The organism is Streptomyces sp. NPDC021225 (assembly GCF_044332865.1).
Taxonomy (GTDB): Bacteria; Actinomycetota; Actinomycetes; order Streptomycetales; family Streptomycetaceae; genus Streptomyces.
Map to the genome: position 1 here is coordinate 161,985 of NZ_JBIRPV010000016.1, position 18,874 is coordinate 180,858.

17 protein-coding genes are annotated in these 18,874 nt (G+C 72.6%); 9 read left to right on the plus strand and 8 right to left on the minus strand.

Annotation, left to right across the window (positions count from 1 at the left end; all coding sequences use genetic code 11):
* Window positions 1–26 precede the first annotated feature (26 nt).
* The 5 genes from ACH4S9_RS41875 to ACH4S9_RS41895 all read left to right on the plus strand — a co-directional run bounded on the left by ACH4S9_RS41875 (window position 27) and on the right by ACH4S9_RS41895 (window position 6,276).
* Window positions 27–734, plus strand: a complete 708-nt coding sequence (locus tag ACH4S9_RS41875) for a FadR/GntR family transcriptional regulator (protein WP_311722957.1) — start codon at window positions 27–29, stop codon at window positions 732–734.
* A gap of 127 nt (window positions 735–861) precedes the next feature.
* Window positions 862–1,497, plus strand: a complete 636-nt coding sequence (locus tag ACH4S9_RS41880; protein ID WP_385351483.1) for an extensin — start codon at window positions 862–864, stop codon at window positions 1,495–1,497.
* Between the two features lie 272 nt (window positions 1,498–1,769).
* Window positions 1,770–3,572 carry a SpoIIE family protein phosphatase gene (locus ACH4S9_RS41885; protein ID WP_398376920.1) on the plus strand — a complete coding sequence of 601 codons (1,803 nt, stop codon included), beginning with the start codon at window positions 1,770–1,772 and terminating at the stop codon, window positions 3,570–3,572.
* A gap of 62 nt (window positions 3,573–3,634) precedes the next feature.
* Complete coding sequence (gene dnaK / locus ACH4S9_RS41890; RefSeq protein ID WP_385351477.1) at window positions 3,635–5,527, plus strand: molecular chaperone DnaK; 1,893 nt, start codon at window positions 3,635–3,637, stop codon at window positions 5,525–5,527.
* Window positions 5,524–6,276 (plus strand): YoaK family protein, encoded by a 753-nt coding sequence (locus ACH4S9_RS41895; RefSeq protein WP_398376922.1) that lies wholly within the window; start codon window positions 5,524–5,526, stop codon window positions 6,274–6,276. The genes dnaK and ACH4S9_RS41895 overlap by 4 nt, the downstream gene beginning before the upstream one ends.
* Here ACH4S9_RS41895 and ACH4S9_RS41900 read toward each other — a convergent pair.
* Window positions 6,267–7,457, minus strand: coding sequence for a sugar diacid recognition domain-containing protein (locus ACH4S9_RS41900; protein WP_311722952.1), 1,191 nt, complete (start codon window positions 7,455–7,457; stop codon window positions 6,267–6,269). The genes ACH4S9_RS41895 and ACH4S9_RS41900 overlap by 10 nt on opposite strands.
* Before the next feature lie 207 nt (window positions 7,458–7,664).
* On the opposite strand from ACH4S9_RS41900, the gene ACH4S9_RS41905 reads away from it, so the two are divergent.
* Complete coding sequence (locus ACH4S9_RS41905; RefSeq protein ID WP_398376924.1) at window positions 7,665–8,936, plus strand: VWA domain-containing protein; 1,272 nt, start codon at window positions 7,665–7,667, stop codon at window positions 8,934–8,936.
* Window positions 8,936–9,781: a hypothetical protein gene (locus tag ACH4S9_RS41910; RefSeq protein ID WP_398376925.1), complete on the plus strand. Its 846-nt coding sequence runs from the start codon at window positions 8,936–8,938 to the stop codon at window positions 9,779–9,781. The genes ACH4S9_RS41905 and ACH4S9_RS41910 overlap by 1 nt, the downstream gene beginning before the upstream one ends.
* A gap of 112 nt (window positions 9,782–9,893) precedes the next feature.
* Here ACH4S9_RS41910 and ACH4S9_RS41915 read toward each other — a convergent pair whose 3' ends face one another.
* Both ACH4S9_RS41915 and ACH4S9_RS41920 read right to left on the minus strand, forming a co-directional pair.
* The gene (locus ACH4S9_RS41915; RefSeq protein ID WP_311728138.1) at window positions 9,894–10,439 is read right to left on the minus strand and encodes a DoxX family protein; all 546 of its coding nucleotides are present in this window, start codon (window positions 10,437–10,439) and stop codon (window positions 9,894–9,896) included.
* Between the two features lie 214 nt (window positions 10,440–10,653).
* Window positions 10,654–11,133 carry a macro domain-containing protein gene (locus ACH4S9_RS41920; RefSeq protein ID WP_398376927.1) on the minus strand — a complete coding sequence of 160 codons (480 nt, stop codon included), beginning with the start codon at window positions 11,131–11,133 and terminating at the stop codon, window positions 10,654–10,656.
* 52 nt (window positions 11,134–11,185) lie between these two features.
* Here ACH4S9_RS41920 and ACH4S9_RS41925 point away from each other — a divergent pair, with 52 nt between their 5' ends.
* Complete coding sequence (locus ACH4S9_RS41925; protein WP_311728136.1) at window positions 11,186–11,626, plus strand: cytidine deaminase; 441 nt, start codon at window positions 11,186–11,188, stop codon at window positions 11,624–11,626.
* Window positions 11,627–11,644: 18 nt separating this feature from the next.
* Here ACH4S9_RS41925 and ACH4S9_RS41930 read toward each other — a convergent pair whose 3' ends face one another.
* From ACH4S9_RS41930 to ACH4S9_RS41950, 5 genes are all read right to left on the minus strand, one after another.
* A complete protein-coding gene (locus ACH4S9_RS41930; protein WP_398376929.1) occupies window positions 11,645–12,826 on the minus strand; it encodes an anhydro-N-acetylmuramic acid kinase in 1,182 nt (393 codons plus the stop codon).
* A complete protein-coding gene (locus ACH4S9_RS41935; RefSeq protein ID WP_398376930.1) occupies window positions 12,823–14,202 on the minus strand; it encodes an MFS transporter in 1,380 nt (459 codons plus the stop codon). Before ACH4S9_RS41935 ends, ACH4S9_RS41930 begins: the two co-directional genes overlap by 4 nt.
* A gap of 105 nt (window positions 14,203–14,307) precedes the next feature.
* On the minus strand, window positions 14,308–15,753 hold the full coding sequence (gene gndA, locus ACH4S9_RS41940) for an NADP-dependent phosphogluconate dehydrogenase (RefSeq protein WP_398376931.1): 1,446 nt from the start codon (window positions 15,751–15,753) through the stop codon (window positions 14,308–14,310).
* A gap of 134 nt (window positions 15,754–15,887) precedes the next feature.
* Window positions 15,888–16,808 (minus strand): AEC family transporter, encoded by a 921-nt coding sequence (locus ACH4S9_RS41945; RefSeq protein ID WP_398376932.1) that lies wholly within the window; start codon window positions 16,806–16,808, stop codon window positions 15,888–15,890.
* A gap of 72 nt (window positions 16,809–16,880) precedes the next feature.
* Window positions 16,881–18,095: a pyridoxal phosphate-dependent aminotransferase gene (locus tag ACH4S9_RS41950; RefSeq protein ID WP_358845696.1), complete on the minus strand. Its 1,215-nt coding sequence runs from the start codon at window positions 18,093–18,095 to the stop codon at window positions 16,881–16,883.
* Window positions 18,096–18,181: 86 nt separating this feature from the next.
* On the opposite strand from ACH4S9_RS41950, the gene ACH4S9_RS41955 reads away from it, so the two are divergent.
* Window positions 18,182–18,838 (plus strand): winged helix-turn-helix transcriptional regulator, encoded by a 657-nt coding sequence (locus ACH4S9_RS41955; protein WP_398376933.1) that lies wholly within the window; start codon window positions 18,182–18,184, stop codon window positions 18,836–18,838.
* Window positions 18,839–18,874: the final 36 nt, after the last annotated feature.

Below are 18,874 nucleotides of genomic sequence, written 5' to 3' on the forward strand. Positions count from 1 at the left end.
TCGCCGAGCCACGGGGAAGGGAAGCGATGTCCGCAGTCGACAAGGCCTTTCACGGCCTACGGCACATGATTTCCACCGGCCGGCTGGTCGCCGGGCAGCGCATTCCGCCCGAGAGCGAGCTGTGTGACGAGCTGGGCGTCTCCCGGGGTTCGCTCCGGGAGGCGGTGCGCATGCTGGCGGCCCTGCGTGTCATCGAGCCACGCCACGGCTCGGGCACCTATGTCTCCCAGCTGCGCCCGGAGGACATCGTCGGCAGCCTCTCGCTGACCGTCGACCTGCTGCCGCTCGAAGGGCTGCTGGAGATGTTCGAGATCCGGCGCGTCCTGGAGTCCCACGCCGCGGCGCAGGCGGCGGCGCGGATGACGCCCGAGACGCTGGCCAGGCTTTTTGAGTACATCGAGGCCATGGAGGCCACCGAGAACCCGGCCGAGGTCTCCGACCTGGACCACCGCTTCCACGCCGAGATCGCCAGGATGGGCGGGAACCCCACCCTCGGTTCGCTGCTCGGGGTGTTCCGCGCGCGCTCCCGCAACTATCAGGTGTTCACGCTGCCCGAGGGCCCGAGCATCAAGCGCGCCAGCGACGAGGATCACCGGGCCATCGCGGGCGCGCTCGCCCAGCGCGACCCGGCGGCCGCCGCGGGCGCGGCCGCGGCGCATGTCGCCCACACCGAGAAGTGGCTGCACGCGTTTCTGCCCGACCGGCCGGAGCCGTCCCCCAGCCATGGGACCTGACCAGGCATCGAGGGAGGAATCACCCCGCCGCGTAACAACTCCGTCTCGGAAATTCCCTTCGGCCGAGTGATCACGCTTTACTGGTGCGCCGTAGCGAGGACATGTCATAACGGGAGACTCGAGCCAGATGGGCCGACACAGCCGCCCCACCCCTGCGCAGCAGGCGCGTGCCACAACGATCAAGGCAGCCGCCGCTCTGGGGGTGGCGGGCGGCATCGCTTTCGCTCTCCACTCGTCGACCGGCAGCGACAGGACCGTGCAGGCGCGCTCCGACGTCAGCTCCCAGCCGGCGGGCACGCCGGAGACCGACGAGCCCACCGGCTCCGACCGGCCGAGCGGCTCCGACCGGTCCGCCGACACCGACCGGCCCTCCGGCGGTGGCCTGGCCCCCACCGCCTCCGGCAAGCCCAAGCTCGTACGGGACGGTGGCGACGGCGCCTCCCGGGGCGAGACCTCGCAGACCCGCACGCCTTCGGGCGCTCCGAAGACGAACGCCCCGTCGGCCGAGCCCGCCGGCGCCCCCGGTTCCACGGCGCCCTCGGCCTCGGAGCCGGACGCCGCGCAGCCCACCTCGCCCGCCCCGGCCCCCTCCGAGGACGAGTCCGGCGACCAGCAGGACGACGGTCAGCAGGACGGCGGCCAGCAGGACGACGGGGATGGCAAGGGCAGGGACAAGGGGCTGGTGGGCGGCGTGGTCGAGGGCGTCGGCGACACGGTCGGCGGTGTGCTCGACGGCCTGACCGGCGGCCTCCTCGGCGGCTGAGCGGTCCGCTCCCCGGCCGGTTCCCGCGGCTCGGACATGGTGCATATCGGACCTGATGTGGAAATATGAGGTAACCGGGTCTGTAAGGGGTGTCCTCGTGCACGACAGGATCAACCGGACGGGTCGGACGGGTCACGGGAGCATACGGCTCGACCGCACGGGTCAGGCCCGTACGGGACGGTGGAGCTCGCGCGGCGCCATGTCCTGCACGGCACCATCCGGGTGTCCGGAAACCTCCGGGAGGACCCGCGCACGGCCGTCCGGGGAGCGCCATGGGTCACCGCATCCCCTGTGAAGGACCGGACCGGCCCACCGCCGGGGCCGAGCGGCCGACCGCTCCCCCCGGCCGGGGAGCGCGCGCCGCTCCCACGGGCCACGGGCGACCGGCCGCCGACCGGCCCGCGGCACCCGCCCGGGACGAGGCGGCGTACGGAGCCGGAGCGCACACCGAACGCCTGCGCTATCTCGACGAGGCGACCCGCCGCATCGCCCGCGGTATGGACCCGGACGAGACGCTGTGGGAGCTGTGCCGGGCCGCCGCCCCCGCCTTCGCCGACGCGGCGTTCATCCATCTGTGCGACCACCCCCTGCCGTCCGGGGCCGCGATCCCCACGGCGCCCGTGGTGCTGCGGCCGCACACCACGGGCGCCAGGCCCCGGGCACCGGCCGGAACCGGCACCCGGGGCGACCCGCCGGGCGCGCCTCCCGCGCCCCGGAGCCCGGACGGCCCGAGGGACCCCGGGCCGAACGCCGCGCCGGAAGCCGCCCCCGGGGCCGGGCCCGATCTCGCGCCGGTGACCGTCACCGGCCGGTTCGTCGAGCTGCTGCTGGCCGGGCGGCCGGTGTTCGGTGACATGCAGGGGATCGCGCCGTCGGTGCGCCGGCTGCTGCATGGCGGGGCGAAGGGCGACGGGCCGGTGCCGCCGGCCCGGCGGCTGATCGTAGCCCCGCTGCACGGCCGCCACCACGTCATCGGCACCCTCCTGCTGCTGCGCGAGCCCGATCGCCCCGCCTTCACCCCGGATGACCTGCTGGTCGCCTCCCAGCTCGCCACGCACACCGCCCTCGGCATCGACAAGGCGGTGCGATACGGGCGCGAGGCGTCGGTCGCGGATGTGCTTCAGCGCGCCATGCTCCCCTCCTCGCTGCCCGAGGCCACCGGTGTCCGCCTGGCCAGCCGCTATCTGCCGGCCTCGGAGACCGCCCGGGTCGGCGGCGACTGGTACGACGCTATTCCGCTGCCCGGCAACCGCGTCGCGCTGGTCATCGGAGACGTCATGGGCCACTCCATGATCTCCGCCGCTGTCATGGGCCAGCTGCGCACCACCGTGCAGACCCTGGCCGGACTCGACCTGCCGCCCGAGGATGTCCTGCACCACCTCGACGACCAGGCCCAGCGTCTCGGCAGCCAGCACATCGCCACCTGCCTCTACGCCATCTACGACCCCATCGCGCACCGGCTGCAACTGGCCAATGCCGGCCACCCGCCGCCACTCCTGCTGCACCCCGACGGCCGGGGCGAGGCACTGCTGATCCCGCCCGGGGCGCCGATCGGCGTCGGCGGGGTGCCCCTCGACCCGAGGCAGCGGGACGACGACGTGGCGCTGCTCGCCGCCCGCTTCGACTGCATCCCCTGGTACCACGTCGCCTATTGGTTCCTGGGCCCCCAGCCGCGGACCGCGGGCCGGGCGCGCCGGCTGGCCCGCAGAACACTCCACCGCTGGAAGCTCGACTCCCTGTGCGAGTCCACCGAGCTCATGGTCGGAGAGGTGGTGACCAACGCGGTGCGCTATGCCACCCGGCCGCTGTCGCTGCGGCTGGTCCGTACGGATGTGCTCCGCTGCGAGGTGGGCGACGACTCGCCGCAGCTGCCCCGGATGCGCCACGCCCAGCTGAGCGACGAGGGCGGCCGCGGTCTGTTCCTGGTCAACCAGTTCGCGGAGCGCTGGGGCGCGACGAGGCTGAGTACGGGGAAGGTGGTCTGGTTCGAGCAGCGGATCCCGGAGGACGCCACCGGCAACCACGCCGCCGGCGAAGATGCCACGGATGAAACTCACAAAGGTGTTGTTTTGTAGCATTGGGCATAGATCGGATCACTCTGTGAAGGGCTCCCATCTCGCAGGAGAGGAGTGCTGAGATGACCCGCGCAGTCGGTATCGACCTGGGGACGACGAACTCCGTGGTGTGTGTCCTGGAGGGCGGCGAGCCAACGGTCATCACCAACACCGAGGGCACCCGGACGACCCCCTCGGTGGTGGCCTTCGCCAAGAACGGCGAGGTGCTGGTGGGCGAGGTGGCCAAGCGTCAGGCCGTGACCAACGTGGAACGCACCGCGCGGTCCGTCAAACGCCACATGGGGGAGGAGCGATGGCGGTTCCCGGCCACCGGCGAGGTGGACGGCAAGCGCTACACCGCGCAGGAGATCTCCGCCCGCGTGCTCCAGAAGCTCAAGCGCGACGCGGAGGGCTACCTCGGCGAGGATGTGACGGACGCGGTGGTCACCGTCCCGGCGTACTTCAACGACAGCCAGCGGACCGCCACCAAGGAGGCGGGCGAGATCGCCGGTCTGAAGGTGCTGCGGATCATCAACGAGCCCACCGCCGCCGCCCTGGCCTACGGCCTGGACAAGGAGAACGACCAGACCATCCTGGTGTTCGACCTCGGCGGCGGCACCTTCGACGTCTCGCTGCTGGAGATCGGCGAGGGGGTCGTCGAGGTCAAGGCCACCAACGGCGACACCCACCTCGGCGGCGACGACTGGGACCAGCGGATCGTCGACCACCTCGTCACCCGGTTCAAAAACGGCTACGGGGTGGATCTGGCGCAGGACAAGATGGCGCTCCAGCGGCTGCGCGAGACCGCGGAGAAGGCGAAGATCGAGCTGTCCGCGGCGTCCGAGACCACCATCAACCTGCCCTACATCACGGCCTCCGACGAGGGGCCGCTGCACCTGGACGAGAAGCTCACCCGGGCGCAGTTCGAGCAGCTGACCGAGGACCTCCTGGAGCGCTGCAAGGGGCCGTTCCACCAGGCGGTCGAGGACGCCGGGATCAAGGTGTCCGACATCGACCATGTGATCCTGGTCGGCGGCTCGACCCGGATGCCCGCCGTGACCGGGCTGGTCAAGGAGCTGACCGGCAAGGATCCGCACCGGGGCGTCAACCCGGACGAGGTGGTCGCGGTCGGCGCCTCGCTCCAGGCCGGTGTCCTCAGGGGCGAGGTCAAGGACGTCCTGCTGCTGGACGTCACCCCGCTGTCCCTCGGCATCGAGACCAAGGGCGGCATCATGACCAGGCTGATCGAGCGCAACACGACCATTCCGACCAAGCGTTCGGAGATCTTCACCACGGCCGAGGACAACCAGCCGTCCGTGCAGATCCAGGTGTTCCAGGGCGAGCGCGAGATCGCGGCGTACAACAAGAAGCTCGGCATGTTCGAGCTGACGGGCCTGCCGCCGGCCCCGCGTGGCGTGCCGCAGATCGAGGTCGCCTTCGACATCGACGCCAACGGAATCATGCATGTGTCCGCGAAGGACCTCGGCACCGGCAGGGAACAGCGGATGACCGTCACCGGCGGTTCCGCGCTGCCGAAGGACGACATCGACCGCATGATGCGCGACGCCGAGCGCTACGCGGACGAGGACCGCCGCAAGCGCGAGGCGGCCGAGACCCGCAACTCGGCCGAGTCCCTCCTCTACAACACCGAGAAACTGCTGCGCGACCAGGCGGACAAGGTGCCGCGGGACGCGCGGGAGGAGACCGAATCGGCGCTCTCCGAGCTGAAGGAGGCGCTGAAGGGCGAGGACACCGGCCGGATCCGCGCGGCCACCGACCAGGCCGCCACGGCCGCGCAGAAGATCGGCACGGCCATGTACGCCCAGGCCGGGGACCGGGGTGAGGGCTCCGGGCCGGCCGGCGGTACGGCCGACGGCACGGGTGGCGACGGCGCGGGCCCGGGCCACGGCGCCGATGACGATGTCGTCGAGGCGGAGATCGTCGACGAGGACCGCCCCAAGGGGGACACCGGATGACCGACCCCCTGCCACCGCGGGACGGCGGTCCGGCGGGCCCGGGAGACGCCACGGGCGGCTTAGCCCGTCCGGGCGGCGGTGGCCTGGCGGCCGCCGTGGCGCTGACCATGGTCACCGGGTCGATGGACGCGGTCTCCTTTCTCGCCCTCGGCGGTGTCTTCACCAGCGTGATGACGGCCAACCTCTCGCTGCTCGGCATGTCGGCCGGGGCCCGCGACCCGGCGCTCGCCGGCCATGCCGCCCTCGCGGTCACCGGCTATGTCCTGGGCGCGCTGATGAGCGGCCGGATCGTCCGCGGGCCGGAAAAGACACGGCTCGCCCGCCGCGCGCTCGGCGTGGAACTGATCGCGCTCGGCGCGCTGTGGGCGCTGTGGGCGTCGGCCGGCGGCCACCCCGGCGGAGGGCGGCGGCAGGGGCTGCTGGCCCTGGCCGCGGTGGCCATGGGGGGACAGAGCGCGCTGGTGCGCGCCGTCGCGCCACCGGGTCTTTCCACCACCTACTTCACCGGCATCCTGACCAATCTGCTGGCCGACCTCGCCGCCACCGGCAGGGTGCGCCGGGTGAGCGCGGGGCTGCTGGGCGCCCTGGTGGTGGGGGCGGTCGGGGGAGGGGTACTGCTCACCGTGGCGCCGTCGGCCGCGCCCGCGCTGCCGACCGGGCTGGTCGCCGCGGTCTGGCTGGGGGCCGTCGCGGCCTCGGTGTGCGAACGGCCGCGTGGCGCGGGCGGGAGAGGGCCGGGTCAAGGCTGAGTGTCGAGCTGATCGGCCAGACAGGCCAGATACAGGGCGAGCGTGGTGCGGTGGTCGCGCAGCGGGCGGCCGCTGATCTGCTCGATCTTGTTCATGCGGTAGACGAGGGTGTTGCGGTGGATGTGCAGCGCCGAGGAGGCGCGGACTAAGTTGAAGCCGTTCTCGCACCAGGCCACCACGGTGTCCCGGAGCACCGGCCAGTCCGGTTGCTCGCGCAGGTCCGCCGCGGTGAGCGTCAGCAGCCGGGTGCGGGTGTTCCGGCCGGCGGCCGCAAGCAGCTGATGGGCGCGCAGGTCGGACACGAGGTGCACCGGCAGCTCGGGCATGACGAGGGCCCCCAGGCGCAGCGCGTCACACGCGTCCTGGTACGAGTCGTGCAGCGCGCCGACCGAGGTGGCGGGCTCCCCGATGCCCACCCGCGCCGCCAGGCCGTGCTGGACACCCACGAGATCCGCCAGCCGCTGACAGGCCGTCATCACCCGGCTCGTCGAGGCCTGTTCCGGCAGCCGGTGCAGCACCCCGATCCACCCGGGGGCCGCCGCCGCGACCACGTCCTGCGGGTCGGAGAACACCTCCCGCACGGTGCGCAGCAGCTCCGCGCGGACCAGCGCGGTGTCGGCGACCGGCGGCCCGGCCCGGTGGCGGGCGCCGTTCGTACCACCGGGCGCGGCCACCTCGACGGTCACCGCGATCCGGCGCAGCCGCAGATCGAAGCCCACCTCGGCGGCTCGGAAGACGACGAAGTCAGGCTCGACCGACTCGGCGTCGTACGTGGCGACATCGGCGAGCAGCTCCTCAAGCACCCGCTCCCTGAGCACCCGTGAGCGCAGGACGGCCGACTCGCGCAGCAGGATCTCCGTCTGCCGCTTGACCACAAGACCGAAGCGCCGCACCTGGGCGGGGGTACCGGTGATGCCGACCGTGCCCACCGCGTGTCCGTCCATGACCAGCGGCAGGGTCACGCCGGCGCGCACCCCCTTGAGCTCCTGCGCCTGGGTGGCGGTGTGCGTGGCGGTCTCCTGAGTGCGCATCACCTCCACGGACGCCTCGTGGAAGGTGCCGATGCGGCTGCTGTCGCCGCTGCCGATGACGACGCCCTCGCTGTCGGTGATGAGGACGTTCAAACCGATGACCGCGGAGGTGTCCCCGGCGATCTCCTGGGCGAGTGAGGGGCTGAGCACGAACTGGATCCTCCGGCCGGTGGGCTGGACGCACCGTACAGCGCGGTGGCCCCGGCTCGCCACACATTCGTACGGAGTGACCAACGACTGTCCGGCCCCGCCTCCGCCACCGCCCCCGGGGCGGCGGGCCGAGCCGCAGCACCCGCGTGCGGGGCCCGTTGGGGAGCCACTTTGGAGTGGTCATATGATGCTCCATAAGATGCCGCGGTGATCATAAAGAAACGCCTGGCGACAGGCGCCTTCGGGCTGCTCGCGGCCGTGGTGTGCGGTCTGGTGTTCCCGACCGCGGCCGTCGCCGACGACGAACCGGCCCGCGAGTCCCCCAAAGTCGAACTCGTCCTGGACGTCAGCGGCTCGATGCGCGCCCGCGACGTCGACGGCATGTCCCGCATGGCCGCCGCCAAGCAGGCGTTCAATGAGGTGCTCGACGCCGTCCCCGACGACGTGCGGCTCGGCATACGCACCCTCGGCGCCAACTACCCCGGCAAGGACCGCGAGACCGGCTGCCTGGACAGCAAACAGCTCTACCCCGTCGGCCGGGTGGACCGCACCGAGGCCAAGGCGGCCGTCGCCACGCTGCGCCCCACCGGCTGGACACCCATCGGCCTCGCCCTGCGCGGCGCGTCCAAGGACCTGGCGGGCGGTGACGCGACCCGTCGGATCGTGCTCATCACGGACGGCGAGGACTCCTGCGGTCTGCCCGACCCGTGCGACGTGGCCCGGGAACTGGCCGCCGAGGGAACCCATCTGGTCGTCGACACGCTCGGGCTGACCCTGGACAGCAAGGTCCGGGACCAGCTCAGCTGTATCGCCGAGGCCACCGGTGGCACCTACACCGCGGTCCAGCACACCGACCAGCTCTCCACCCGCATCAAGCAGCTGGTGCGGCGCGCGGCGGAAGCCCCGGTCCAGACCCCGACCGCCGTGGACGGCGCCGAGGCCTGCGCCAAGGCCCCCGTCCTCGGCGCGGGCCTCTACAGCGACCGGGAAGGCTTCGGCGAGCACCGCTGGTACCGGGTGAAGGTCGCCCCCGGCCAGGAGCTGCGGGCCTCGGCGAGCGTGGCCGCCGACCGCGCCGTCGACCCCGACTACGGCGTGCTGGTGCGCGCGGTGAACGAGCGCGGCCGCGAGCTGGTGCGCGGCAGCGAGGCCGGCAGCGGCCGCACGGACGTCATCTCGACCGGGCTGCGCTACCCGGTGGCCGAGGGCCGCGAGGTCGAGGACTCGACGCCGCGCACCATCTGCCTCGAGGTGAGCCAGTCGTTCTCCGCGCCCGCGTCCGTCAAGCGCACCCCCGGGCTGCCCGTCGAGCTGGCCGTGAACATCGTCGACGCCGGCGACCCGCCCGGTGACGTGGCCGCCTTCGGTCTCGGCCGCGGCTGGGTGCTGCTGACCGTGCTCACCGTGACCGGGCTGCTGGTGGGGCTGGTGTGGGGCTGGCTGGCCCGCTGGCGCGTCACCGTCTGGAGGACCAACTGATGCGTGCCCTACGTACCGCGGGCGCCGCGTTCGCGCTCTGCGCCGCCCTGCTCGCCACCGCGCCCACGGCGGCGGCCGACGCGTCCCCGAGCGCGGGCGCGGGCGACAGCGACGGGCCCACCGAGGCGGGCACCGGCTTCCGGACCGCCACGGCCATCGAGCAGGGACAGACCGCCACCGCGTCGGCGTCGGCCGGCGACTACCTCTACTGGGTGTTCCCCGCGGCGGCCGGGCAGGTACCCACCGTCAAGGCGACCGTCAAGCTCCCCGAGGCGCAGGCCCGGCACGGCAGGACCACCTGGCAGCTCGACGTCTACGACGGGCTGCGCCGCCGCCAGGCCTGCACCTCGGGCAGCCAGACCGTGACCGCCGGGCAGGACGACGCCTCCGTCGACCTCAGCTGCCGGGTGCGCCGGGTGCGCCCCTGGTCCGAGGCCTGGGCCAACGAGCCGCTGCCGGGTTCCTATTACGTCCGGCTGACCGTGGTGAACCTGCCGGAACAGGACCTCGGGCTGGCCTTCACCGCCACCGTCACGGCGTCCACCCGGGACACCGGGGGCGCGCACGCGGAGGGCGGCGAGCTGGAGCCGCTGACCCCGGCCCTGCGCGCCGGGGCGACCCAGGCGCCGGACGCCTCCGAGTCGGCCGACTCGTCGGACGGCGATGACGAGTCGTCGAACACCGCGTCGGCCGCCGAGCCGGACGGCGGCTGGGGCTCGGGCTGGTGGTCGGACCGCTGGGTGTGGACCGTGGTGGGCGGCGCCCTGGGGGCGCTCGCGGGGGTGGGCGGCTATGCGCTGTCCCGCGGCCGCAGCTCCTTCCGGCGCCCGCCGGCCGCCGAGTGAACCGCACAGGCCGGTCGGCGACCGGCTGAACGGCGCGCGCACCGCCCCCTCGCCCCGGCGAGCGGGCGGTGCGCGCCGGCCGGGGGTCGCCTCGGGGCTGCGTCTACGGGCGTCAGTCGCGGATCCCGATCGTGATGGCCGCGAGGACGGCCGCAATCAGCAGCATCACCACCCCGTAGACCACGCGATGGGACCGCAGCCCGGGGATCAGGGCGTCGACGGCGATCCGGCCCGGCCCGCTCAACGCGAGCCCCGCCGCGCCCACGCCGATCAGCAGGGGAAACTCAATGCCGCTGAAGTACCCCAACGGCCATATGACATCGACCGCGTTGGCCATCGTGCCCGCCACCGCGGCGCCCGCGAGCGGCGTGAGCAGGCCCACGGCCAGCCCCAGACCGCCGAACGTCTCCGCGATACCGCACACCACCGCCAGGAACTTGGGCGCGGGATAGCCGAACTTCTCGAAGAAGCGGGCCGTGTTGTCGATCCCCAGGCCGCCCCACCAACCGAGCAGATGCTGCGCGCCCCGCGCGGCGACGATCAGCCCCACCCCCAGGCGTATCACCAGCAGTCCCACGTCGTGTGCGACCAGCACATGGGGCGAGGAGCGCGGTGAGGACGCGTCGTTCGGGGGAGCGGTGCGATGGTAGGCAGACATGGCGCCCTCGTCTGGTCGGATGCGTAACGGGAGACTCAGAGGCCTTGAGAGGAGTCCGAAGGACCCCGAGCACTCGGATTGCTCGGACCGCTGGGACAGCTGGGACAACACACGCAACGCAGACCACGCGGACAACGCAGGCGGGCGAGCCGGATTCGGCAACGCAGCCTTATGTCAAATATGCCCCGAATGGGGCAAGGGCTCAACTCGGAGCTCATCCGCCGTGGTCATAGACGGTGACCGGGATTCCCCGCGCCACCACCCGCTCGGCTATCAGCGGCTCGATCCGCTCCCAGCGCCCGCCGGCCAGCCCGCAGCCGATGCGCGGCATATGCACCGAGGCCCTCAGCTCGGCGGCCTTCGCCGCGAGCGGAACCAGCGCCGCGGCGATCGCCTTGTATCGCACCGGCACCCCCTTGCTGCCGGTGCGCGTCCCGCGCTGGCCGACCATATTGGCCACCCACACATACCGGCTCACCTGGACGAACTGGACCGCGCCCAGCCCGAAGTCATTGCCCGCCCGCTCCCGGTGCCAGCGCCGGTAGGCCGCCTCCGGCTCCGGCCAGCGCCGGGATACGGCCAGCACAAAGCCCTTCCCCCAACCGCCCAGGTCATTGCAGACATGGGCGATGATCTTCTTCCCTTTCCCCTGCGGCGCGGTGGCATCGCCGCGCACATACTCGATCGCTGCCATAATCCGCAGCTTACGGGCAGGCACCGACAGTCCCCCGGCGAGAGCGGAGATGATGACCACGCAGCCCCCCACCGTCGACGAGGAGCTCATCCAGGCCGCGGCCCATGTGGCGCGGACCTACTGCCGGGGCGACGACCACACCATGGCGGCCGCCGCGCGCGCCGCCGACGGCCGGGTCATCACCGCGGTGAACGCCTACCACTTCACCGGGGGCCCGTGCGCGGAGCTGGTGGTCGTCGGCGCCGCGGCGGCCCAGGGCGCCTATGAGCTGGTCAGGATGGTCGCGGTGGGGGACCGCGAGCGCGGGGTGGTACCGCCGTGCGGCCGCTGCCGGCAGTTCCTGTTCGACTACTTCCCCGCGCTCGAGGTCATCGTCGGCACCGTCGACCGGCCGCGCACCGTCCCCGTCGCCGAACTGCTGCCCGACGCCTATGTCTGGGCGGACCACCAGCACGACGCCTCGGGCGACGAGGACGCCGACGGCCGGAAGTGAGCCGCGCGGCGGGGCCGGTCAGCCCCGGATCTCCAGCCGGACGGGCGCGGCCCGGGCCGCGGCGGTTTCCGGCGGCAGACGCAGCCCGCCGCGCCCTGGGGTGATCGACCCGAGCACGCTGGGGTGACGGGCCCCGGTGCAGGCCGGCACCGTGCCGGCCAGCCCATGGGCGCTCAGAAAGCCGAGGACGGCGAAGGCGTACGCCTCCTTGGCGGCCGAGGGGAGGCCCAGCTCGTCGGAGGTGCGCAGCGGGACGGTCCCCAGGGCCCGGCGCAGGGCGGCGAGCAGAGCGGGGTTGCGGGTGCCGCCACCCGAGGCGACCACCTCGCCCGCCCCGGCGGAGCGCACCGCGTCGGCCACGGTGACGGCGGTGAGCTCGGTGACGGTGGCGACCACGTCGTCGGCGGGCAGCGGCCCGAGCCCCGCGAGCGCGGCCCGCAGATACGGCAGGTGGAAGAGTTCCTTGCCGGTCGTCTTGGGGGCCGGCAGCGCGTAGTACGGCTCGGCCAGCAGCCGGTCCAGCAGCGGGCCGTGCACGGTGCCGCGCGCGGCCATCGCGCCGTCCTCGTCCCGGTCGAGCCGGCCGTCCGTCAGATGGCGCACCGCCGCGTCGATGAGCGCGTTGCCCGGTCCGGTGTCGTACGCGAGGGGCTCCCCGCCACCGTCCGGCACCACGGTGACATTGGCGATCCCGCCGAGGTTGAGCGCCACGCACACGCCGGGCCGCCCGCGCAGCCACAGGGTGTCGACCACGCTCACCAGGGGCGCCCCCTGCCCGCCCGCCGCGATGTCGCGGGTGCGCAGATCGGAGACGACCGGGCGGCCGGTGGCCTCGGCGATCCAGGCGGGCTGCCCCAGTTGCAGCGTCCCGTACGCCCGGCCCTCCCCGACCCAGTGGTAGACGGTCTGCCCGTGCGAGCCGATGAGCTCGGCGCGGCCGTCGCACAGCTCCCGGTCGGCCCGGACGGCGAGGGCTGCGAACGCCTGGCCGATGCGGGTGTCCAGCTCGCACACGGCCCGCAGGGTCGTCGGGGCGGGCGGCAGCGCGGCGCTCAGCGCCGCGCGCAGCCCCTCCTCGTACGGGGCGCTGACCAGGCCGAGTGGGGTCAGCACCAGCCGGTCCCCGGCGAGTTCCAGATCGGCGGCCGCGGCGTCGATGGCGTCGTACGAGGTGCCCGACATCAGCCCGATCACCCTCATCGGCCGGCCTCCTGCGGTTCGTCCGGACGCGGTGTTCGCGCCATGTGCCCCTCGCGCAGCGGGCCGCGGTGGTCGTCCCCGCGCAGGGTGAGCAGCGCCACCAGGCTGACGGCGCAGGTCACCGTGGTGTAGTAGCCGGGGATGTCCACCTCGCCGGTCCGCTTGATGGTCTCGGTGATGATGAGCCCTGCGCAGCCGGAGAAGACGGCGTTCGACAGCGAGTACGCCAGGCCGAGCCCGGTGTAGCGGACCCGGGTCGGGAACATCTCCGCCAGCATGGCCGGGCCGGGGCCGGCCATCAGCCCGACCGCGGCCCCGGCGGCGAACACCGCCACCCCCTTGACCAGGTTCGAACGGTCCGTGTCCTGCAACAGATCCAGCAGCGGGATCGCGGCGACCGCGACCAGCGCCGCCCCCGACAGCATCACCGGCCGTCTGCCGATCCGGTCACTGAGCAGCCCGGCCGGGATGATGGAGGCGGCGAAGCCGAGGTTGGCCACCACGGTCGCGATCAGCGCCTCCCGGAAACTGGCGCCCAGCGTGCTCTGGAGATACGACGGCATGACGACGAGAAAGGTGTAACCGGCCGCGGCCCAGCCCATGATGCGCCCGGCGCCCAGGACGATGGCCCACGCCACCTCGCCCGCGCGCGGCGGCGGCTCGGGCGCCACGCCGCCGCCAGTACGGTCCTCGGCGCCCCGGAAGGCGGGGGTCTCCTCGAGCCGCAGCCGCAGCCATAGGGCGCCCAGGCCCATCGGCAGCGTCAGCAGGAACGGCAGCCGCCAGCCCCAGTCGTTCAGCGCCTGCTCGCTCAACACCGTGGCCAGCAGTGCGGCCACGCCGGCCCCGCCGAGCAGGCCCAGCGCCACGGTGAAGGACTGCCACGCCCCGTACAGCCCGCGCCGCCCGGCGGGGGCGAACTCCGTCATGATGGAGACGGCCCCGCCGAACTCACCACCCGCCGACAGCCCCTGGAGCACCCTCAGAAAGGTGAGCAGCCACGGCGCGGCCACGCCCACCGTGTCGTAGGTGGGGAGGAGCCCGATCAGTGTGGTGGCCGCGGTCATCAGCAGCACCACACAGATCAGGGTGGGGCGGCGGCCGATCCGGTCGCCGAGGCGGCCGAACACGGCGGCGCCGATCGGCCGGAAGAAGAAGGCGAGCGCGAACGACGCATAGGTCTTGACCAGGCCTTCGAGGTCGCTTCCGCCCTCCGGGGTGAAGAAGTTCGCGGCGATGACCGTCGCGAAACAGCCGTAGATCCCGAACTCGTACCACTCGATGAAGTTGCCCACCGACCCCGCCACCAGGGCGCGGCGCGGCGGTCGGTCGGCCTCCCGGGGCGCCCGGGGCGGTTCCGGTATGGATACGGTCACCTGTGTTCCCTCCAGCCGTCGCGGTTCTCGCACGGTCAGAAGCCGGTTTCCGTTTCCTGATTCCCCGCCTGGGCGCCGCCGATCACATCGGGCCGCGGTACGGCCTCACATCAGGGTCTCGCTCCGGTCGCCGGACCACTCGGTGTGGAAGGTGCCCTCCCGGTCGACGCGCTGGTAGGTGTGGGCGCCGAAGAAGTCCCGCTGCGCCTGGATGAGGGCGGCGGGCAGCCGGTCGGCGCGCAGCGCGTCGTAGTAGGCGAGCGAGGCGGAGAACCCGGGCGTGGGGATGGAGCCCTGGACGGCGGTGGTCACCACGGCCCGCCAGGCGTCCTGTGCCTCGCCGAGCTGACGGGAGAACCGCTCGTCGGCGAGGAGCGTGGGCAGCGCGGGGTCGGCCACGTACGCGCTGCGGATCTCGCCCAGGAAGCCGGCCCGGATGATGCAGCCACCGCGCCAGATCTTGGCCACCGCGCCCAGGTCGATGTCCCAGCCGAACTGCTCCGCCGCGGCCTGGATCATGTTCCAGCCCTGTGCGTACGAGACGATCTTCGAGGCGTACAGCGCCTGCTCGACCTGGTCGACGAGGCGGTCGGCATCCTGCCCGGCCGCGGCGGGCACCTGGGGGCCGGTCAGCTGCCGGGCGGCGGCGCGCAGCTCGGTGTGGCCGGACAGCGAGCGCGCGAAGACGGCCTCGGCGATGCCGGGGACCGGCGCGGCCACGTCCAGCGCCGTCTGTACGGTCCAGCGGCCGGTGCCCTTCTGCTCGGCGGCGTCGGCCACGATGTCCACGAACGGCTTGCCGGTCTCCCCGTCGGTGTGGGCCAGGACCTCGGCGGTGATCTCGATCAGGTAGGAGTCCAGCACACCGGTGTTCCAGCGGCGGAAGATGTCCGCGATCTGCGCGGGGGTGCGCCCCGCCGCCCGCCGCAGCAGGTCGTACGCCTCGGCGATCAGCTGCATGTCGGCGTACTCGATGCCGTTGTGCACCATCTTGACGAAGTGTCCGGCGCCGTCCGAGCCGATATGGGTGCAACAGGGCTCGCCGTCGACATGCGCGCTGATCTTCTCCAGCATCGGCCCGAGCGCGGCATACGCCTCCACCGACCCGCCCGGCATGATGGAGGGCCCGTGCAGCGCGCCCTCCTCGCCGCCGGATACGCCCGTCCCGACGAAGTGGATGCCCTGCTCGCGCAGGGCGGCCTCGCGGCGGCGGGTGTCCTCGAAGTGGGCGTTGCCGCCGTCGATGACGATGTCCCCGGGGTCAAGCAGCGGCACGAACTCGTCGATCACCGCGTCGGTCGGCCCGCCCGCCTTCACCATGATCATCAGCCGCCGGGGGCGCTCCAGCGCCGCCACGAAGTCCGCGGGCTTCTCGGCCGGCACGAAGGAGCCCTCGTGCCCGAACTCCTCGATCAGGGAGCGGGTGCGGGCGGGCGTCCGGTTGTGCACCGCGACGGTGTAGCCGTTCCGGGCGAAGTTGCGGGCCAGATTGCGGCCCATCACCGCGAGCCCTGTGACTCCGATGGAGGCGGTTGACACAGAGGGTGCCATGGCTGTTCCTCGTTTCCTGGCGGGGGTCCGAGCGACACCGACGGTAGCCGGGCCACCCGGTGTGCGCGGTGCCGACACTCACGTCCGGCGCGTCGTGCCAGGACTCCGGCGGCCGACGGTGGCGGACGGTGCCCTCAGCCCAGCAGCGCCGCCACCGTGAGCAGCACCGGAGCCGCGAGGAACGTCGACAGCAGGATCGACTCGCGCGCCAGCCGCGTCGCGGTCTGGTAGCGCACCGCGTAGGTGAAGAGGTTCTGCGCCGCCGGGAGCGCGGAGGTGACGACTGCGGCGAAGAGCGCGGCACCGCTCAGCCCGAACACCCCGGCCGCGATGGCCCATGCCACCACCGGCTGCGCGAAGGACTTGAGCGCCACCGACAGCAGCACCGCCCCGCGGTCCTCGCCGCGCCCGGGCAGCGCGCTGCCCGGCAGCGAGAGGCCGAAGGCCAGCAGCACCCCGGGCACCGCCATCCCGCCCAGCAGCGAGACCGGTTCCATGACCGGCCCGGGAATCCGCCAGCCAGAGGCGGCCACTGCCACGCCGCACAGCGAGCCGACGACGATGGGGTTGCGTACCGGCGTGGTGAGCCGTCTGACCAGCGACGGCCGGCGCTCGCTGCGGCTGAGGTCGATCACCGTCAGGGCGATCGGGGACACGACGAGTTGCTGGAAGAGCAGGACCGGCGCGATCAGGGAGGCGTCCCCGAGCACGTACATCGCGACGGGGATGCCGAGATTTCCGGCGTTGACATAGCTGGCGCACAGCGCGCCGATCGTCGTCCGGCCGACGCTCCAGCGGCGTACAGCGCCGACGGCGATGAACGTCCCCGCCACGACGAAGGTGCTCAAGGCCGTGACGAGCATCGGGACCGACACCAGGACGGAGAGGTCGGCCCGCGCGAGCGTGGAGAACAGCAGGGCCGGGCTGGCCACCTGGAAGGCGAGCGCGGTGAGGACATCGCGCCCGTGCTCGCCCAGCGATCCGCGGCGCCCCAGGACATAACCGGTGACGACGATGCCGGCGATGACACCGAAACCCGCGATCACCCCGCCCATAAGCATGCACCTTACAAGCGGTTGCCCGTCCATGGGACAGGACCCCGCGAAGGCGCGGTCGGGCGCCCGGGGTCACGACTGCCGGTAACCGCCGAGGAACCGCCCGATCCTGCTGATGGCCGACTCGAGGTCGTCGACATGCGGGAGGGTGAGGATGCGGAAGTGGTCGGGGCGCGGCCAGTTGAAGCCGGTGCCCTGCACCACCTGGATCTTCTCGCGCAGCAGCAGGTCCAGGACGAACCGCTCGTCGTCGTGGATCCGGTGGACGTCGGGGTCGATGCGGGGGAACGCGTACAGCGCGCCCTGGGGTTTGACGCAGGAGACCCCGGGGATCTCGTTGAGCTTCTCCCACGCGCGGTCGCGCTGTTCGTGCAGCCGGCCGCCGGGCAGCACCAGGCTCTCGATGGACTGCCGGCCGCCGAGGGCCGCCTGGATCGCGAACTGCGCCGGGGTGTTGGGGCACAGGCGCATCGAGGCCAGCATGGTCAGCCCCTCCAGGTAGTTCCTGGCGTGCTGCCTGGGGCCGGACACGACCACCCAGCCGGACCGGAACCCGGCCACCCGGTACGCCTTGGACAGGCCGCTGAAGGTCAGACACACCAGGTCCGGGGCGAGCACGGCGGGGCTGTGGTGGACCGCCCCGTCGTAGAGGATCTTGTCGTAGATCTCATCGGAGAACACCATCAGATGGTGGCGGCGGGCCAGGTCGAGGATGCCCTCGAGGATCTCGCGCGGATAGACCGCCCCGGTGGGGTTGTTCGGGCTGATGATGACCACCGCCTTGGTGCGGTCGGTGATCTTCGATGCCATGTCGTCGAGGTCGGGGTACCAGTCGGCGGACTCGTCGCACACATAGTGCACGGGCTTGCCGCCCGCCAGGGTGGTGACGGCCGTCCACAGCGGGAAGTCCGGCGCCGGGATGAGGATTTCGTCGCCGTCCTCGACCAGGGCCTGGACGGACATGGACACCAGCTCGGAGACGCCGTTGCCGAGGAAGACGTCGTCCACGCCGATGTCGTCCAGGCCGCGCTGCTGGTAGTGCTGGACCACCGCCCGACGGGCGGGGATGATGCCGCGCGAGTCGCTGTAGCCGTGGGCCTGCGGCAGCATCCGGATCATGTCCTGGAGGATCTCCTCCGGGGCCTCGAACCCGAACAGCGCCGGATTGCCGGTGTTGAGGCGCAGCACGCTGTGTCCGGCCTCCTCCAGCGCGTTGGCCTGCTCGATCACCGGACCCCGGATCTCGTAGCAGACCTCGCTGAGCTTGCTCGACTGCCGGAACTCCATCTCGCGCCCTCCCGGTTCGCTCCGCCTCATCACTCGACGATGGCTTGCTTTGTTCTACCAAGGTGCCACTTGGAAAGTCCAACTAAATGGCTAGACTGGGGCGCATGCCACGCCGAAGCTATGACCAGTACTGCGCGATCGCGCGGGCCCTCGATGCCGTCGGTGACCGGTGGACGCTGCTGATCGCGCGGGAGTTGCTGGCGGGTCCCCGCAGATACACCGATCTCCACACCGACCTGCCAGGGGTCAGCACGGACATGCTCGCCTCACGGCTGAAGGACATGGAGCGCGACGGCGTACTCGCCCGCCGCAAGCTGCCGCCGCCGGCGTCGGTCGCCGTCTACGAACTCACCCCCCACGGCCGCGCGCTGCTGCCCGTCCTCACCGCCCTCGCCACCTGGGGCGCGCCCGCGCTGGCCGAGCGGCAGCCCACCGACGCCATCCGGGCCCACTGGTTCGCCGTTCCGCTGCTCCACCGGCTGGGGCACCTCGCCACGGAACACGAAGGGGTCGTCGACGTGGCGCTCGAGGAGGGCGGCTTCCATCTGGTGCTCGGCGCGCCCGAGCCGTCGTACGCGGACGGACCGGCCGAGCGCGCGGACGCCCGGCTCGTCGTGGACGCCGACACCTGCGTCGCCCTCGCCCAGGGCACGCTGACCGTCGCCGACGGCATCGCCAGCGGAGCCATCGAGATGACCGGGCGGGGCCCGCTCGCCGACGCGCTGCGCGGCGCCCGTGCCTGACGGCCCGACCGTCACACCCTTCCGGCCGCGTGTGAC

Bases quoted from the DNA above. Each gene is read 5' to 3' on its own strand.
- ACH4S9_RS41925 (WP_311728136.1), top strand. From the start codon at position 11,186: ATGACCACGCAGCCCCCCACCGTCGACGAGGAGCTCATCCAGGCCGCG.
- ACH4S9_RS41875 (WP_311722957.1), top strand. From the start codon at position 27: ATGTCCGCAGTCGACAAGGCCTTTCACGGCCTACGGCACATGATTTCC.
- ACH4S9_RS41880 (WP_385351483.1), top strand. From the start codon at position 862: ATGGGCCGACACAGCCGCCCCACCCCTGCGCAGCAGGCGCGTGCCACA.
- ACH4S9_RS41950 (WP_358845696.1), bottom strand. From the start codon at position 18,095: ATGGAGTTCCGGCAGTCGAGCAAGCTCAGCGAGGTCTGCTACGAGATC.
- ACH4S9_RS41945 (WP_398376932.1), bottom strand. From the start codon at position 16,808: ATGGGCGGGGTGATCGCGGGTTTCGGTGTCATCGCCGGCATCGTCGTC.
- ACH4S9_RS41910 (WP_398376925.1), top strand. From the start codon at position 8,936: ATGCGTGCCCTACGTACCGCGGGCGCCGCGTTCGCGCTCTGCGCCGCC.
- ACH4S9_RS41930 (WP_398376929.1), bottom strand. From the start codon at position 12,826: ATGAGGGTGATCGGGCTGATGTCGGGCACCTCGTACGACGCCATCGAC.
- gndA (WP_398376931.1), bottom strand. From the start codon at position 15,753: ATGGCACCCTCTGTGTCAACCGCCTCCATCGGAGTCACAGGGCTCGCG.
- ACH4S9_RS41915 (WP_311728138.1), bottom strand. From the start codon at position 10,439: ATGTCTGCCTACCATCGCACCGCTCCCCCGAACGACGCGTCCTCACCG.
- ACH4S9_RS41885 (WP_398376920.1), top strand. From the start codon at position 1,770: ATGGGTCACCGCATCCCCTGTGAAGGACCGGACCGGCCCACCGCCGGG.
- ACH4S9_RS41955 (WP_398376933.1), top strand. From the start codon at position 18,182: ATGGCTAGACTGGGGCGCATGCCACGCCGAAGCTATGACCAGTACTGC.
- ACH4S9_RS41895 (WP_398376922.1), top strand. From the start codon at position 5,524: ATGACCGACCCCCTGCCACCGCGGGACGGCGGTCCGGCGGGCCCGGGA.
- ACH4S9_RS41920 (WP_398376927.1), bottom strand. From the start codon at position 11,133: ATGGCAGCGATCGAGTATGTGCGCGGCGATGCCACCGCGCCGCAGGGG.
- dnaK (WP_385351477.1), top strand. From the start codon at position 3,635: ATGACCCGCGCAGTCGGTATCGACCTGGGGACGACGAACTCCGTGGTG.